The 15517-nt window shown below is 70.8% G+C and carries 12 protein-coding genes and 2 pseudogenes; 7 read left to right on the plus strand and 7 right to left on the minus strand.

The features are described from left to right. Positions 1-6: 6 nt before the first annotated feature. From ACZ4UX_RS14695 to ACZ4UX_RS14705, 3 genes are all read right to left on the minus strand, one after another. A complete protein-coding gene (locus ACZ4UX_RS14695; protein WP_465706879.1) occupies positions 7-1326 on the minus strand; it encodes an ABC transporter substrate-binding protein in 1320 nt (439 codons plus the stop codon). A gap of 92 nt (positions 1327-1418) precedes the next feature. Further along, positions 1419-1721 carry a twin-arginine translocation signal domain-containing protein gene (locus ACZ4UX_RS14700; RefSeq protein ID WP_465706880.1) on the minus strand — a complete coding sequence of 101 codons (303 nt, stop codon included), beginning with the start codon at positions 1719-1721 and terminating at the stop codon, positions 1419-1421. Between the two features lie 39 nt (positions 1722-1760). Beyond that, complete coding sequence (locus ACZ4UX_RS14705; RefSeq protein WP_465706881.1) at positions 1761-2936, minus strand: mandelate racemase/muconate lactonizing enzyme family protein; 1176 nt, start codon at positions 2934-2936, stop codon at positions 1761-1763. Between the two features lie 478 nt (positions 2937-3414). Here ACZ4UX_RS14705 and ACZ4UX_RS14710 point away from each other — a divergent pair, with 478 nt between their 5' ends. Beyond that, positions 3415-4083, plus strand: a complete 669-nt coding sequence (locus ACZ4UX_RS14710; protein WP_465706882.1) for a GntR family transcriptional regulator — start codon at positions 3415-3417, stop codon at positions 4081-4083. Between the two features lie 1268 nt (positions 4084-5351). On the opposite strand, the gene ACZ4UX_RS14715 is transcribed toward ACZ4UX_RS14710, so the two are convergent. Then, entirely contained in the window at positions 5352-5939 is a 588-nt protein-coding gene (locus tag ACZ4UX_RS14715) for a TetR/AcrR family transcriptional regulator (protein WP_465706883.1), read from the minus strand. Between the two features lie 100 nt (positions 5940-6039). Here ACZ4UX_RS14715 and ACZ4UX_RS14720 point away from each other — a divergent pair, with 100 nt between their 5' ends. From ACZ4UX_RS14720 to ACZ4UX_RS14730, 3 genes are all read left to right on the plus strand, one after another. After that, on the plus strand, positions 6040-7314 hold the full coding sequence (locus tag ACZ4UX_RS14720; protein WP_465706884.1) for an MFS transporter: 1275 nt from the start codon (positions 6040-6042) through the stop codon (positions 7312-7314). 99 nt (positions 7315-7413) lie between these two features. Next, positions 7414-7803, plus strand: a complete 390-nt coding sequence (locus ACZ4UX_RS14725; protein WP_465706885.1) for a nuclear transport factor 2 family protein — start codon at positions 7414-7416, stop codon at positions 7801-7803. 691 nt (positions 7804-8494) lie between these two features. Continuing rightward, positions 8495-9673, plus strand: coding sequence for a Cmx/CmrA family chloramphenicol efflux MFS transporter (locus tag ACZ4UX_RS14730; protein WP_465706886.1), 1179 nt, complete (start codon positions 8495-8497; stop codon positions 9671-9673). Between the two features lie 787 nt (positions 9674-10460). Here ACZ4UX_RS14730 and ACZ4UX_RS14735 read toward each other — a convergent pair. Further along, positions 10461-10925, minus strand: a complete 465-nt coding sequence (locus ACZ4UX_RS14735) for a DUF6228 family protein (RefSeq protein ID WP_465706887.1) — start codon at positions 10923-10925, stop codon at positions 10461-10463. Positions 10926-10957: 32 nt separating this feature from the next. Next, positions 10958-11200, minus strand: a complete 243-nt coding sequence (locus ACZ4UX_RS14740; RefSeq protein WP_465706888.1) for a hypothetical protein — start codon at positions 11198-11200, stop codon at positions 10958-10960. Between the two features lie 318 nt (positions 11201-11518). On the opposite strand from ACZ4UX_RS14740, the gene ACZ4UX_RS14745 reads away from it, so the two are divergent. The 3 genes and pseudogenes from ACZ4UX_RS14745 to ACZ4UX_RS14755 all read left to right on the plus strand — a co-directional run. Then, entirely contained in the window at positions 11519-11956 is a 438-nt protein-coding gene (locus ACZ4UX_RS14745; protein WP_465706889.1) for a hypothetical protein, read from the plus strand. Positions 11957-12311: 355 nt separating this feature from the next. Further along, positions 12312-13779: pseudogene (locus ACZ4UX_RS14750) on the plus strand (NF041680 family putative transposase). 50 nt (positions 13780-13829) lie between these two features. Then, positions 13830-14009, plus strand: a pseudogene (locus ACZ4UX_RS14755) (transposase); the annotation flags it as partial. Between the two features lie 190 nt (positions 14010-14199). On the opposite strand, the gene ACZ4UX_RS14760 reads toward ACZ4UX_RS14755, so the two are convergent. Continuing rightward, on the minus strand, positions 14200-15402 hold the full coding sequence (locus tag ACZ4UX_RS14760) for an IS110 family RNA-guided transposase (RefSeq protein ID WP_465706890.1): 1203 nt from the start codon (positions 15400-15402) through the stop codon (positions 14200-14202). Positions 15403-15517 lie beyond the last annotated feature (115 nt).

The raw sequence follows: 15517 nt of genomic DNA on the forward strand, positions 1-15517 counted from the left end.
CGGGCTCTACTTCTCGCTGCTCAGGGCCTTGCCGACCTGGTCGTCGATGGACTGGAGCGCCTTGTCCACCGGCTGCTGGCCGTTGACACCGGCGACGATCGCGGCCTTCTGGGCGTCCCAGCGGGTCTGGAAGGCGTGCCGGTCCTGCAGGAGCAGGTCGGGGGTGTTTCGGCCGAGCTGCTCGAAGATGGCCTTCCAGTTCGGGTCCGCGGCGACCTGGGCGTCGACCGCGGACTTCACCGCCGGGTCGACCTTGTCCAGCTGGTAGGGGAAGATCGCGTGGAAGTCCATGTACTGGGCGCTGCGCTGCGGGGAGGCCAGCCAGCGCATGAAGTCACCGGCGGCGGAGAGGTTCTTGCCGCCGGCCTTGGCGACCAGGCTGTGGCCGCCGACCATCGAGCAGCCGCTCTTGGGGCCGGCGGGCATCGGGGCGACGGCCCACTTGCCCAGCGTCTGCTCGTTGCCCGCCTGGACGTTGGCGATGACGGACTGGAAGAACGGGAACATCGCGACCTCGCCGCTGATGAAGCCGTTCAGCGCGCTGGTCCCGACCGGGGAGACCTTGTCGGTGTAGAAGGACTTCATGTAGTTCATGGCGGTGCGCCCGGCGTCGGTGTTCTGGGTGGAGCCGGCGAAGTCGGGTGAGGTGAGGGTGCCGCCGGCCTGGCAGAGGAAGCTCTCCCAGGTGGAGTTGACGGCGTTGAGGTGGTCATCCATGCCCTTGAACTGCCAGCCGCTGACCTTCTTGCCGGCGGCGGCGGCCTTGGTGGTGATGGTGGCGGCGGTGGACTTCAGCTCGTCCCAGGTCTTGGGCGGGCCGGGGATGCCGTACTCCTGGAGGATGTCGGTGCGGTAGAGCATGACGTCGACGTCGAAGTAGAGGGGGACGCCGTACATCTTGCCGTTGTACTCGTCGACCTTGGCGAGGGGCAGGAACGTGTCGGTGTCGGCGGGGGTGTAGCCGAGGGCGTCGAGCGGGGCGAGGGAGCCGGACTTGAGGTAGTCGAGTTCGAGGCCGTTGTTCATCAGCCACACGTCGGGGCCGGTACCGGCGGCCACGGCCTGCTTGATCTTGTCGCGGCCGTCCTTCCACTCCAGCTTGGTCAGCTCGACGGTCACCTTGGTCTGCGAGGCGTTGTACTCGTCGACGAGCTGCTTCACCTTGTCGTCCTGGCCGATCCAGTACGGCATCGACCAGAACTTGATGACGGCGCGGCCCGAGGAGTCCTCCGAGGAGCCGGACCCGGCGGAACAGGCCGAGGCGGTGAGTGCGCAGGCCGAGGCCAGGGCGATGGTGGCGGCGAATCTGCGACGAAGGGTTGCCATGGTGCGGTCTCCTTGCGGGCGGAACGGTGAGGAGGAAACGGGGTGGGGAGGGCGGCGGGCCGGGTGGCGTCGCCGCCCTCGGGGTCACGGCGTCAGGGGGTGCGGACCCAGAACTCGATGGAGCGGGGCGGCGCGGTGATGGTGAGGGGCGGGCCGGCCTTGGCGGCGACGCTCAGGCCGTTGACGGTCGGTCCGAAGCGGTTGCCCTGGAAGCTCGCCGTGGTCGGCATGGCGATCGTGGAAGTGGAGGGCGTGGTGGGGTCGCGGCTGGTGATCGCGAAACGGGACGCCCCGGGCGGACGGACGAGGGGGCCGACCGCCATGGCGGCGCCGATGACGGCGGCGCCGCGCAGCGGCGATCGGCGGCTGAGGGGGCGGGGTTCGGGCTGGCACATGGGACTGTCTCCGTGGGTGGGGCGGAGGGGTGGGGTGGTTCAGAGTCGGGCGACGACGTAGCCCTCGACGATGTCCTCGTCGAGTTCGAAGCCGAGTCCGGGGCCTCGGGGGACGGTGAGGGCGCCGTCCTTGAACTCCGGCGGGTTGGTGAGGATCCGCTCGCGGATCGGGTTGGGCAGCCGGTTGTACTCGTAGGTGCGCAGGTTGGGGACGGCGGCGCAGAGCTGGAGGGCGGCGCAGAGGCTGACGCCGGAGCCGACGCCGTGGGGGGCGATGTCGACGTGGAAGGCGGAGGCGAGGGCGGCCAGGCGCATGGCTTCGGTGATGCCGCCGCTGCGGGCGACGTTGGGCATGAAGACGTCGATTGCGCCCAGCAGGAGTGAGTCGCGCAGGTCGAAGCGGGTGAAGTGGGTTTCGCCGTTGACGACGGTCAGGCCGGTGCGGCGGCGCAGTTCGGCGAGGTTGGCGAGGTCGTCGACCTGGAGGGGTTCCTCGTACCAGTGGATGCCGAGGTCGGCGAGGACGGCGCCGACGCGGGTGGCTTCGTCGAGGTCGTAGGCGCAGTTGACGTCGGTGAGGATCTCGGTGTCGGGGCCGACGGCGACGCGGACGGCGGTGAGGTGGGCGCGGTCGGTGCGCTCGCCGCGGCCGATCTTGACCTTGAGGGCCTTGAAGCCGTCGGCGACGAAGCCGAGGGCCTGGCGGGCGGAGTCCTCGGGGTCGGCGTGCAGGGCGACGGGGCTGGCGTAGCAGTCGACGCGTTCGCGGACGGGGCCGCCGAGGAGGCGGTGGACGGGGGTGTCGGCGACCTTGCCGCGCAGGTCCCACAGGGCGAGGTCGATGCCGGCGAGTGCTTCGAGGTAGAAGCCGCGGTTGTGGCCGCCGGCGGCCTGGCCCTGGTAGAGGCGCTCCCAGACCGCGGTGGTGGCCAGGGCGTCCTGGCCGATGAGCAGGGGCGCCAGAACGGTGGCGACGACGGTGGCGGTCACCTGGGGCGAGGGTAGGCCGTAGCACTCGCCGATGCCGACCGTGCCGTCCTCGGCGGTGACCTTGACGAGGCAGGCGTACTGGCCGCGCCGCGGCAGGACGAGATGGCTGGAGGCGGGGTAGCGCAGCCAGTCCGGGACGTCCGCGGGCGAGTCGTAGAGGTCGTCGAAGCTCGCCGACAGCGCGATCGCCTCGACCTTTTCGATACGCAGGGGCTCCGAGGACATGGCGGGTCTCCACTGATTCGTGTGCCGCACCGGGCGGTACTCCGCCGGGTGGAAGTGCCCGCTGCGGCGGCGTCCGGGTGGAGCCGGTGGTGGTCGGTCCGGCGGTGCCGTCTCGCGGGGCATGGCATGAAGGTATTCGATATACGAAATCAGCGCCAGTGGTGTTGCCGATTCGTGTCCCGGAGGTTGCGCGCGGCGGTCGAGGGGCGTACGCGGCGGGGTCGGGGGCGCCGGTTACCGCCGGCTCGACGGCGGCCCCCGGGTCGGCGCGCCGAACGCTGCCCGCATCGTCCGACCCGAAGGCCGGGGCGGCCGAGTCTATCCAGGACCGGTCGGATTCGTGCCGGTCCGACCCGGTCGATTTGGGCCGTTCCGTCGTCCTGTGGTCACCCGGCCCACGGCGCCTTCGAGTGCCCCCCGCACACAGTGCTGCCTTCGGGCCGTTCGTCGCCGGAGAGATATCGCATACGATAGTCGAATGAGTCGAAGGAACTGGGCAGAGCCGCTACCCCCCGCGAAGAGCAAGGCCGACCTCGTCTACGGCAGCCTGCACGCGGCCATCGCCGACGGCGACCTGCGCCCTGGCGAGCGCATCAACATGGACGAGCTGGCCCGCAATCTCGGCGTGAGCAAGATCCCCGTCCGCGAGGCCGTCAAGCGCCTGGAGGCCGACGGCCTGGTCGTCTCCCGCGTGCACTCCGGCGTGACCGTCGCCGAGATCGACAAGACCGAGATGCGCGGGGTCTTCCTCGCCCGCGAGGCGATCGAAGGCCTCGTGGCCCGCCTCGCGGCAGAACGGGTGACCGACACCCTGCTCGCCGACCTCGATACAGCCCAGCACGAGATGCGCGCCGCCCTGGCCATCGGGGCGGTCGACCGGCTGCCCGAGCACAACTCCGAGTTCCACCGCGCACTGGCCCGGGCCGGTGGCTACCGCGTCCTCGGCGAGCTCACCGAGCAGCTCCTGCTGACCATCCGCCGGCACCGGATCACCGCCCCGATGGACCTCCACAACTGGAAGGCCGTCATCGAGGAGCACGACACGATCATCGCCGCGCTGCGCAGCGGGGACCCGGAGGCCGCCGAGCGGGCCGCGCGGGCCCACATCGACTCCCAGGCCGACCACGAGGTGGCCACGAAGATCTGACACCCGGCAGACCCGAGCAGCCGGTCACGCCCGGGCGGTCAGGAGGGCCGCTCCGCCCGCGCGGAGCGACCCGAGACCACCAGCGGGTAGAGGCCGGGCGCCGCCGCTCCCGCTGCGCCTCCCGGCTGCGACGAAAGCGGCCCTCGGCATGGTCGATCACGCCTTCGATCTCTGCGCGACCCGCGCACGCGCGCCCTTCTGACCCTTGCCGGTCGGTCGGGGAAGCGAGAGGGCCGGCAACCGGCGGATTTCCATCGAGGATCCGCCGGCCCGGGCCACCGCCGGGACGACCCGATGGCTACCGGGTTGTCCGCGACCTCACTCGCACCCTTGACCCCGTCGGCCCCGGCCCGGCCGCGCGCGGCGGGAGGGTGCTGCTGGACCCGGGCGGGCGAGCGCCTCGCCCCGGGCGTCCCCGTCGTGCGGGCGACCCGGCACGAGCCCGCCTGTCCGGCCCGGTTCCGGCGGTGACCACCGCTGCGGGTGCCGGGGGAAAGGAAACGGTAACAACGCTGGCGCCCACTTCGTTCGTATATGGCATACCTTGCTCCGTATCGATCCCTGGCCCGGGGGATCGGGCGCCACCGGGGCTGCCCGATGGCCTGGCTGACGTCCCGGCGGCGTCCGAGCTCCTCACCCTCGGCGAGCGGCTGGCTCGCGCCGACCGGCTGCTCCTCCGCAGCTCGACCGGGCGGCCCGCGAGGGTGACCCGGCCCTTGCCCACCAATCCCTGGCCGACGTCCTCCATCCGCGTACGGGGTGATGGCGCGCCACCGCGAGCTGGCCGAGTGGCTGCTCGCCGCACGCCCCACCGACCCCCGGGAGGCGGGACAACCCGCACCGGAGGCCCTCGAAACGCCCCGGGGCGAAACGCGGCCCGCATCGGAAGCGGACGCCGGCACGGCCGGGGCAGCGGCGGGTGCCGTGCCCGACCCCCGCCCTTCGGCTGGTCTCCCGCACTCCGTCGCCGGACCCGCCACCGAAACTCCCCGAGAGAGACCCCGGCCACCGCCGACGCACCCCGCCCCGCCCGGCCTCCACGGTCGCCCACCCCGACGACACCGACCTGCGGCCTGACACGGTCCTGCGTGCCACCTCGGATCCCGTGCGCCGCTACGGCACGCCGGACCGCGCCGACGACCTCGTCCACACCTTCGGCCCGGGCTGGTCCCTCCCGGGCCCGGGGTCCGCTGCTTCGCGGCTTCGTTCGTCGTCGCGGACGGACGGGGTCTCCGGCCGTCCGCGACCGGCGTGGACGCCTCCCGGGCCTACGCCCTGTCGTGGTGCGCCGGGCCCTGCCCGTCTTCGGTCGGCAGGGCGCGGACGGCGTGGGCGATGGTGGAGCGGAGATCGTCGAGGCTGTGGTCCGCGCCGAGGATCATGCGGCGGAGCTGAGGCATGGCCAGGGTCCAGCCGACCAGGCCGAGGGTGAAGAACACTCGAGTGCGGGGGTCGGCGTCGCCGTCTGCGGCCCGAGCCGCGTTGATCTTGTCCTGGTAGTGCTGGGTGCGGGTCTGTTCACCGGGAACGGGCTGGTCGCCGAGTTCGAGGGCTTCCCACATCAGCAGACGCAGAGCCTCGGGGTGGGCGCGGTGGTGGTCGAAGAGGCGTTCGGCGTAGGCGGGCAGATCCTCGTCTCCGGGCGGGACGGCCTCGGCGAGGTCGGCCATGAGGCGTTCGAGGACGGCGGCGAAGAGCCTGCCCTTGTCGCCGAAGTAGTCGTAGATCGCCCGCTTGTTGGCCTCGGCCTGGGCAGCGATGCGGTCTACGCGGGCGCCGGCGACGCCGTGGGCGGCGAACTCGGCGGTCGCCGCCGCGAGGATGCGCTCTTTGGTCGCCGTGGAGTCGTATGCCATGGAGCGAGAGTAACGAACCAGTTCGTTTGACGATCCGGCACCAGTCTGCAAGTCTCACTTCCAGGTTCCGAACCATCTAGTTCGTTCGATTGGAGTGGCGATGTCCCGAACCGATCCGCCCGCCCCGCCGACCGCCGCGCGGTCCGGGCGGCGCCTGCCACTGGTAATGGCGCTGGCGTGCGGCGTCAGCGTGGCGAACGTCTACTTCCCGCAGGCTCCCGCCCCGCTCATCGCCGGTGGGTTGGGCATCACGCCGTCCGCCGCGGCGAGCGTCGCCACGGTCACCCAGTTCGGCTACGCCGCCGGGATCTTCCTGCTCGTCCCGCTCGGTGACCGGCTCCCGCGCCGCCCGCTGATCACCGTCCTGCTGGCGGCGACCTCCTGCGCGCTGCTGACCGCAGGCCTCGCCCCGGCCACCGCACCCCTGATGATCGCCGGCGTCGCGGTCGGCCTGACCACCGTCGTCCCGCAGCTCCTGCTGCCGATGGCCGCGGGCCTGGTCGCCCCGGACCGGCGCGGCTCGGTGATCGGCACCCTCCAGGGCGGCCTCATCGGCGGAATCCTGCTGGCCCGCACCTTCGGCGGCGTGATCGGAGAACACCTCGGCTGGCGCGCCCCGTACCTGACCGCCGCCGTACTCACCGGCCTGCTCGCCCTCGTCCTCGGCCTGGCCCTGCCCACCACTGCGCCCGCCACCCGCGACCGGTACCCGGCACTCCTCGCGGACACCGTGCGGATGCTACGCACCGAGCCGGACCTGCGCCGCTCCGCCCTCTACCAGTCCACCCTCTTCGGCGCCTTCAGCGCCGCCTGGACGGCGCTCGCCCTGCTGCTCACCGGCCCGCACTACCGCATGGACGCCCAGGCCGTCGGCGTTCTGGCCCTGATCGGCGCGGCCGGCATGGGCTGCGCCCCGGCCGCCGGACGCTGGGTGGACCGGCGTGGCGCGGACCACGTGAACACCTGGTGCACCGGCGGCGTCCTCGCCGCCGCGCCGGCGCTGACCGCCGGCGTCGCGGGCGGCGCGGCGGGGCTGGCGGCCGTCGCCCTGGGACTCCTGCTGCTCGACCTGGCCGTGCAAACCAGCCAGATCGCCAACCAGGCCCGCATCTTCTCGCTGCGCCCGGAGGCCCGCAGTCGCCTCAACACCGCCTACATGACGTGTTCGTTCCTCGGCGGCACCGCCGGATCCTGGCTCGGCATCCACGCCTTCGCCCTGCTGGACTGGCCCGGCGTGTGCGCGCTCATCGCCCTCGCCGCGACCCTCGCCCTCACCGCCAGGCTCGCCGACCGCCGCCGCTACCACCACCGTCCGCGGCCCGAGAGGTCGGACGCCGGGGAGCAGATCGCATCGCACGCGGGACCACCGCGGTGAACGGCCACCGGAACTCGGCGCGGGCACCACCACCGCTGCCGTGCCCAGCCACGCAGACGCAGACGCAGACGAATCAAGCACCCGACGTGAAGGATCACCATGACGTTCCCGGCCATGCCACCCGCCATCCTGCAGTTCTTCAGCGCCTCCCGGGAGGGCGATGCCGACACCTGGGCGAAGGCGTTCGCCGAGGACGGCGTCTTCCACGACCCCGTCGGCACCCCGCCGATCGTTGGACGCGCGGCGATCCGGGACTGCATCGCTGCCGTCCTGCCCGCCTTCCAGCCCTTCCTCGGGCTGACCCCCACCGAGGCCCACACTCTCGGCAACCACGTCGCCGTCTCCTGGCGGGGAGCCGCCGTCACCGTCGAGGGCAGGCCGGTCAACTGGTCCGGCATCAACATCTTCGAACTGGACGAAGCCGGCCTCATCCGGGACGCCAAGGCCTACTTCAACCGCGCAGTCTTCCAGGCCCAACTCGCCAACTGAACCCCGCCGTCCCGATTCCGGCGCGGGCCACGAGGCCATAGCCCCTCGCCCGCGCCGGAAGTCCGGCGAGACCAGCGGCGACGGCTTCAAGTCCTGGCTCCTCAGCGTGGCCAGCTACGCCGAAACCGCCACCTTCCGCGTGGCCCTGCGGCCGGACGTCCCGGTGCCGGGGCCGGAAGCCTTCGGCAGCATGGACGTGAGCACCTGCGTGAGAGCGGAAGGATCCACGCCGCCGCCGTCACCGACGCTCGCGCCCGCAGCGGGGCTCGCGGCCCACTCGGCTCGTCCGGCCGTCGACCGCCGCCCATACCCGGGCCGATCAGCTCTGACAGCAGCCGCTGACGGCAGCCGCCGTTCGGCTTCGGCCTCGTCCGTAGCTCGCAGGGGCAGCGCGGCCAGCAGGCACTGAACGAGTCACTGTTTGTCGTGGGACATGACGTCCGCGGCACACTTGCCAACGTTGGTGAAACCAAGGTGCCTCGATGGGCGGTGGTCGGGTAGCGTGCTGACCATGTCGAGTCCTGAGTCAGACACCGTGGGGGCTTTCGGTCACGCCGTCAGCCCCCTGAATCACTGAGCTCATCATCCTGCCGTCGCGCCGCGTTCCGCGGTCGGACGAGCGCGCCCCCGGGGGGCTGGTCGCGGTGACGAGATGACCTTCTCGTGCTTCCCCTCGACTCGGAGCCACTCGATGCTTCTTCCGTTGTACCTCCTTGCCGTGGCGGTCTTCGCCATGGGCACCTCGGAGTTCATGCTCGCCGGCCTACTGCCGGACATCGCCTCGGATCTCGACGTCACAGTCGGGACAGCAGGCGCACTCACCTCGGCCTTCGCGATCGGCATGATCGTCGGTGCTCCCCTTGTGGCTGCGCTTGCCCGCAACTGGCCCAGGCGCTCCACCCTCCTCGCGTTCATCCTCGCCTTCGCCGCAGCTCACGCCGTGGGAGCCATCACCACCAGCTTCCCGATGCTGTTCGCCACCCGGGTCGTCGCCGCGCTCGCGAACGCAGGATTCCTCGCGGTCGCCCTGACGGCTGCCGCCACACTGGTCCCTGCCGACAAGAAGGGACGTGCGCTGGCCGTACTCCTGTCAGGCACAACGGTAGCCACGATCGCCGGCGTCCCCGGTGGGTCGGTACTCGGCATGCTACTCGGCTGGCGGACCACATTCTGGGCGGTCGCCGCCCTCTGTCTGCCTGCGGCTCTTGGCATCCTGAAGGGAGTCCCCGCAGGCCGTGTAAAGGAAGGGGCGACTGGCGGGCCAACCTTGCGCGCGGAGCTCGCCCAGCTCAAAAGCCCTCGGTTGACGCTGGTCATGCTGCTCGGCGCGCTGGTGAACGCGGCGACCTTCGCCGGCTTGACCTTCCTCGCCCCGGTCGTGACCGACACCGCCAGGCTGGACGAGCTGTGGATCTCTGTCGCTCTGGTGCTCTTCGGTGCCGGTTCCTTCGTCGGCGTCACCGTCGCTGGACGACTGTCCGACCAGCGTCCGACCCACGTCCTCGCAGTCGGTGGTCCGCTGCTGCTCATCGGCTGGCCAGCCCTGGCCGTGCTGGCTGACGAGCCGGTCGCGCTGCTTGGCGTCGTGTTCGTTCAAGGCGCTCTGTCGTTCGCGCTGGGCAGCACGCTGATCACGCGGGTTCTCTACGCGGCGGCGGGAGCGCCCACCATGGCCGGCTCGTACGCGACCGCGGCACTCAACGTGGGCGCTGCCGCCGGACCTCTCGTCGCCGCGACAACTCTTGGCACCGCGGCCGGGGACCTCGGGCCGCTGTGGGTAAGCGGGCTCCTGGTCGCTGTCGCGCTGCTCATCGCCTTCCCCCTCCGTACTGTGATCGCCCCTGGCCGACGCGCCGAGGCGCTCCGGTGACGCATGCCAACGTCGGCGAGAGGTAACGGGTGGTCTCGACCACGGCCCGGTTCGATGCGGCTGACCGCCACTGGGACCCCGCCAAGGGCGTGGCCCGGGCCCGCTCGGCGATGTGCTTGAGGTGGATGCCGGCGCGATCTCGGAGTTGGGGAACTGGTCGGGGACCATCGCCATCGTCCTGCGGACCATGTGCGGGCGTATGTAGGTGATGGGGATCTCGTCGAGGCCGGTCCAGGCCCGGTTCGTGTTGCGGGCCTGGACGGCCAGGTCGGTGCCCTTGGGGAGTACTGGTGGAGCAGGCCGTGGTGTACTCGTCGGAGCCGGGCTGCCAGGGGCTGTCCGGATCACAGAAAGTAGACCGGGCTGTCGGTGGCCAGGGTGAGCAACTGCGGAGGTCGAGGGTTACCAACCCCATCCCGGTGCTTCCGGTGGCGCCGCTCGTCGCCCCGTGGCCGGCGACCATCAGCGTCGTGGCGGCGACGGTACTGGCCGCTGGGACGACCACATTTCGGTGCCGGCGTTGTCGTGCTTGGAACCGTCCGGTAGTTGAAGGAGGCGAATCCACACGTCGTTGCCCGCGCGGTAGATGATCCACCGGAATGCAGTGGGTTCCGCTTCGAACTGGGCACGCGTCTCGGCTTCGCCGGTTACCAATCAGGCGACGGCAGTCAGAAGGTTTTCAGGGACGTTGGTGATATCGGAGGCGGTGACCATGGCTTCCATCTGGTCGTCGGCGACGGTGCAGTCGGCCCACCCGCGTCCACTCAGCGTTCATACCAGCCGCATGTCAGCCATGGACCTCGGGCCCCGAACGGAGGAAGTGCCGGACATCCCCTGCCAGGGCGGACATCTGCTCGCCGGCCTCCAGCCAGGTGGTAACAGATGCAGACCAACTGTCAACCGATGTCCGCCACGGTCGAAGAGTCCAGGTCAGCCCGACATGACCGCCCGATCGGGCGACTGCACTGACGGTCAGGTCACGGTCGTTGGTCTGCCAGACACGGTCTCCGTCCCAGCCTCGAAAGTCGTGGGCGAGTCCCTCCAGGAAGGGCGCCAGGTCCGCGTCCCAGTTCCAGGCTGCGACTTCGTCGACACGGGCGTTCAAGCCGAGTGCGTGAACTTCGATCGCATAGAACACGCAGTCCGGATCCTCGCGGGAACGGTCGAAGAACCTGACGCGCACCGACCGGTCCTGCAGGCAGCGGACGATCAGTTCGTCTGACTCGTTGAGGGCGGCGTCGTGTGTGCTCATCTGCGAAACACTAGGTCAACCGGCGCACAACGTCATCGTGTATTCGGCGTGGGCAAGCGGCCCGCGTCGACGTGGTCGGCGAGGTAGATCATGACGCCTTCGGGATCCATGCCGAAGGTCGCGGCGACGAGTTTGGGGTCGAGGGTGTTGACCAGGTCGGCCAGGCGGGTGCATCGCAGTGTCCGGGGCGGAACCCCGCAGGGGTCCAGGATGTGACCGACATAGGCGGTCGAGGCTGCTGACCGACCGGATTTGGTGATTCTGGTGACGATCACGTGGGGGTTGTCGGTGCCCTGGCTTTGACCCGGGAGAGTTCGGACACCGCGGTGAGCAGCTCCCGGCCGAGGCGCTCGGTGAACTGTCCCCGGGACAGGGGCACGGCGCGGTGGCCCGCACAAGCACCGCCCGTCACCGGGCCCCGGCCGGACCGGGCCTGATCGCCCCCACCCACGGAGCCAGAGAGGCGTTCTCCGCAGGCTTCGCCGCCGCCTACCTGTCGGCCACGACATACCCACCGGCCTGCGGCAGGCGTGCGCCATCGACACCGCACACTGCACCGCCGTCCACCCGCGCCCACTCCAAGGAGCCCGCACATGACCACGATCCAGACCTACGCCGGCCAGCTGAGGGGACTCGACTGGAACGACACGGCCAAGGTCGAGGCCGCGGCCACCGACCTCCTCGCCCACCTGGCCCAGGACCGCGCCGCCCTGCGGGCCGCCGTCGAGACCACCTTCACCGACCCGCACCTGCGGCCCTGTGCGAGCACTACGACATCCTCGACAAGATCGTCCACGTTGGCGGCCTACAGTTTCCGTACCGACCGCTTGATGGGAGGCCACCTGGCCAGGCCAGTTGTTGCCGCGATCCTGTTCGACTCGACCTGGGGTGGCGAAGCCCCGGAGGAGCCCGACCGCCCTCACGAGACGGTCGCCGACTGGCGGCTGCTGCGGAAGTTCCTCGACGACAACGGCTACACCGACGTCCGGATCACCGCAGGGCGCCACGGCAGCATCAACCTGAGCCAGTAGGGCCGGCCGGCCCGAGGACCCGTTCCGCCCTGGGCCGTAGAACGCCGGCGGAGGCCGCCGTGCCCGGTACGCTGCTGCCGGTGCCCGCCGGACCCGAGACGCACAATCCGGGCCATCACCGGCGGGCACCGCCGCGTCGCCGTCGGCTTGGGGCGGGGGTGCCCCAGCACCGTCCCAGGCCGCCCGGTATGCCCCGATTCCCTGGGGCGGTCCTAGCTTGATCTTTAAGCAGTTGCCTCGAACGGGCTGCCGAACTTGATCACTCGGATCGGTAACTGCCGTACACGGAAGCGGCCTTCGCCTGATCCTGTGCTCCGACCAAGGAACACACAAGACCAGAACGAAGGCCGTGGGCATGAGTGTGCTGTACGAGGGCGTCCGGCAGGACGGGTTTGCTGAACTGTCACGCTTCCGGGGTGAGTTCTACGCCTGTCTGACGCGGCGCGGGGATGCGATGTTCGAGCTGGCCGACGCGGTGCTGTGCGCCGACGGGCCCGTCAGGTCGCTGGTGGAGCTCTCACTGGTCGGCGAACACCGCCGCGGCCACGGAGGTCTCTACGATGCCCTGGCCCGCGGTCGCCTCGATGCCGACCGACTGCGGCAGGCGCTCGCGGCGGTGCCTCTGCCCCGGTCCGCCGACGGCCGGCTGGTCCTGGCGGTGGACATCACGTGCTGGCTGCGGCCGGACGCTCACACGTCACCTCAGCGGATCTTCTGCCACACCTACGGCCGGGGAAAGGACCAGCACATCCCCGTCCCGGGCTGGCCCTACTCGGTCATCACCGCTCTGGAGCCCGGCCGCAGCTCGTGGACCGCGCCGCTGGACGCGTTGCGGCTGGCGCCGGGCGAAGATGCCGTCACCGTCACTGCCCGGCAAACTGCGCGAAGTCGTCGACCGCCTGATCACGGCCGGCCAGTGGCAGCCGGGCGACCCGGAGGTGCTCGTCGTCGCGGACGCCGGCTACGACGCCCCGCGCCTGGCCTTCCTGCTGAAGGACCTGCCCGTGCAGGTGCTGGCCAGGATGCGCTCGGACCGTGTCCTGCGCAGGACGTGTCCGCCCCGGCTTCCCGGCACCAGGGGTCGTCCGCCCCGCCACGGCGGCGAGTTCGTTTTCGGCAGCCCGGCCACCTGGGGCGCCCCGGACACCGAGATCGTCACCGAAACCCGGCTCTACGGCAGCGCGAGAGCCCGGTCCTGGGACCGGCTGCACCCGAGGCTGACCCACCGCTCCTCGTGGGCTGCGCAGGACGGCACTCTGCCGGTGATCGAAGGCACCGTGATCCGCCTGGAGGTCGACCACCTGCCCAGTGGCGCCACCCCCAAGCCGGTCTGGCTGTGGTGGTCGGGCACCAACGCAGTCCCGGCGGGCATCGACCGACTCTGGCAGGCCTTCCTCCGCCGCTTCGACATCGAGCATACTTTCCGACTCTTCAAGCAGACCCTGGGCTGGACCTGCCCAAAGATCCGCACCCCCGAGGCGGCCGATCGCTGGACGTGGCTGATCCTGGCCGCCTACACCCAACTCCGGCTCGCCCGCCCGCTCGCGGCCGACCTCCGCCGCCCCTGGGAGAAGCCCTCGCCGCCCGAACGCCTGACTCCGGCCCGCGTGCGACGCGGATTCCGAAACCTCCGCCCGAAGGCCGCCTGCCCGGCCAGCGCGCCGAAACCCGGCCGCCCCGGCCCAGGCCGACCTCCCGGCCGCAAGAACACCCGGCCCACCCCTCGGCACGACGTCTACACGGCCGGAAGGACCGGCCCCGCGAAGCCGTCAGCGAAGAAGAAACCTGAGCTCAGCAGCCCTCGCCCACGCCGCACAGGTTAAAGATCAAGCTAGGGCCTGTTTCAGAAGTGGATCAAGGGCGTGCGGTGATCATGTTCCATGGCTCGGGGAGATCTGACGGACACCCAGGGGGCGGTGCTGAAGCCGCTGCTGCCGCGCGGCATCAGCCGGGTCGGCCGCCGGTGCACACCAAGCGGCAGCTGATCAACGGCATACGGTTCCGTACCCGCACGGGCATACCGTGGCGGAATCTGCCTGACCGGTACGGGCCGTGGGAGACGGTGTACGGGCTGTTTCGCCGCTGGCAGCGCGACGGCACGTGGCACCGGATTCTCGAGCAGCTCCAGGCCTGGGTGGATGCGAAGGGCCTGATCACCTGGGACATCTCCGTCGACTCCACGATCGCTCCCGCGCGCACCAGCACGCCGCCGGTGCGCGTAAAAGGTGCCCCTATGGTCTTCGTCAAGCGGCAGCGGTGGCCGGGGGTTCGTAGAAGGTGCCGTCTCGGAGCATGGCGAAGAGCACGTCGATGCGCCGGCGGGCGAGGCAGACGAGGGCGGCGACGTGGTGTTTGCCCTGCCGTCGCTTCTTGTCGTAGTAGGCACGTGACTCGGGCTGGGACAGCGACGCGAACGCGGCGAGGTAGAAGGCCCGTTTGAGCTGCTTGTTGCCACGCCGGGCGGGGTGCTCGCCGCGTATGGAGGAGCCGGAGCTCCTAGTCACCGGTGCCAGTCCGGCATAGGCGGCCAGGTGGCCGGCGGTGGGGAAGCTGGTGGCGTCACCGACGTCGATGAGGATGCGGGCTCCGGTCCTGACCCCGATCCCGGGCATGGAGGTCAGGACTTGGGAAAGAGGGTGGGCATCCAGTAGTTCCTCGATGCGGGCGGCGAGGAGTCTGCGCTGGTCGAGCACGGTGCTGAGTGAGTTGGCGAGGCTGGGGACGATCAGCGAGGCGGCGTCGGTGCCGGGCACGACGACGCTCTGCTCGTCGAGGGCTTCGAAGACGTCCTCGACCAGGCGCTCGGCCAGCCGCGGGGCCTTGGGCCGCAGCAGGGTCACCAGCCGACGACGGCCGGCCTTCCTCAACTGGGCCGGGGAGCCGTACCGTTCGAGCAGCGTCAGGACGGCCGGGTGATCCAGCCTCGGGCCGAGGGCCCGCTCCAGCGAGGGGTGGATCTGGGTGAGCAGGCCGCGCAGCCGGTTCTTGATCCTGGTGGATTCGCCAGCTAGGTCGTCGTCGAAGCCGACGGTCATCTCCAGCTCGGCGACGGCCTCGTCGGACGGCGCCAGGTCGCGCAGGGTGTGGGGCATCGTGCGTGCGGCGTCCGCGATGATCGCAGCGTCGCGGGCGTCGGTCTTGGCCTCGCCCGGGTAGAGGTCGGCGATCCGCCGCATCGTCAGGCCCGGCAGGTAGGCGATGCGGCAGCCCATGTCGCGTGCCACTGTCAGCGGCAGGGCTCCGATCGAGGCCGGCTGGTCGACCACCACCAGCACCGTGCCGTGCTGGACCTGCAGTCTGGTGAACACCTCGCGCAGCTTCGGCTCGGTGTTGGGCAGCCGCTTGTCGACGACCCGCTTGCCCGCCGGGGTCAGGGCGGTGGCGTGGTGCTCGCCCTTGCCCACGTCCAGGCCCAGATAGACGTCGATGTCACCCGTGTCGATCACGTGCGCTCTCCATGTCGTGCCCTCCCCGGCCCTACCTGCGGCATCAGCGTGCCGGCATCCACGTTACGAAGAGCCTGCCGTGCCCGGGACGGGATCGGCGCTCGTGCCCCTAATC

This window comes from Kitasatospora sp. NPDC028961 (genome assembly GCF_055564815.1).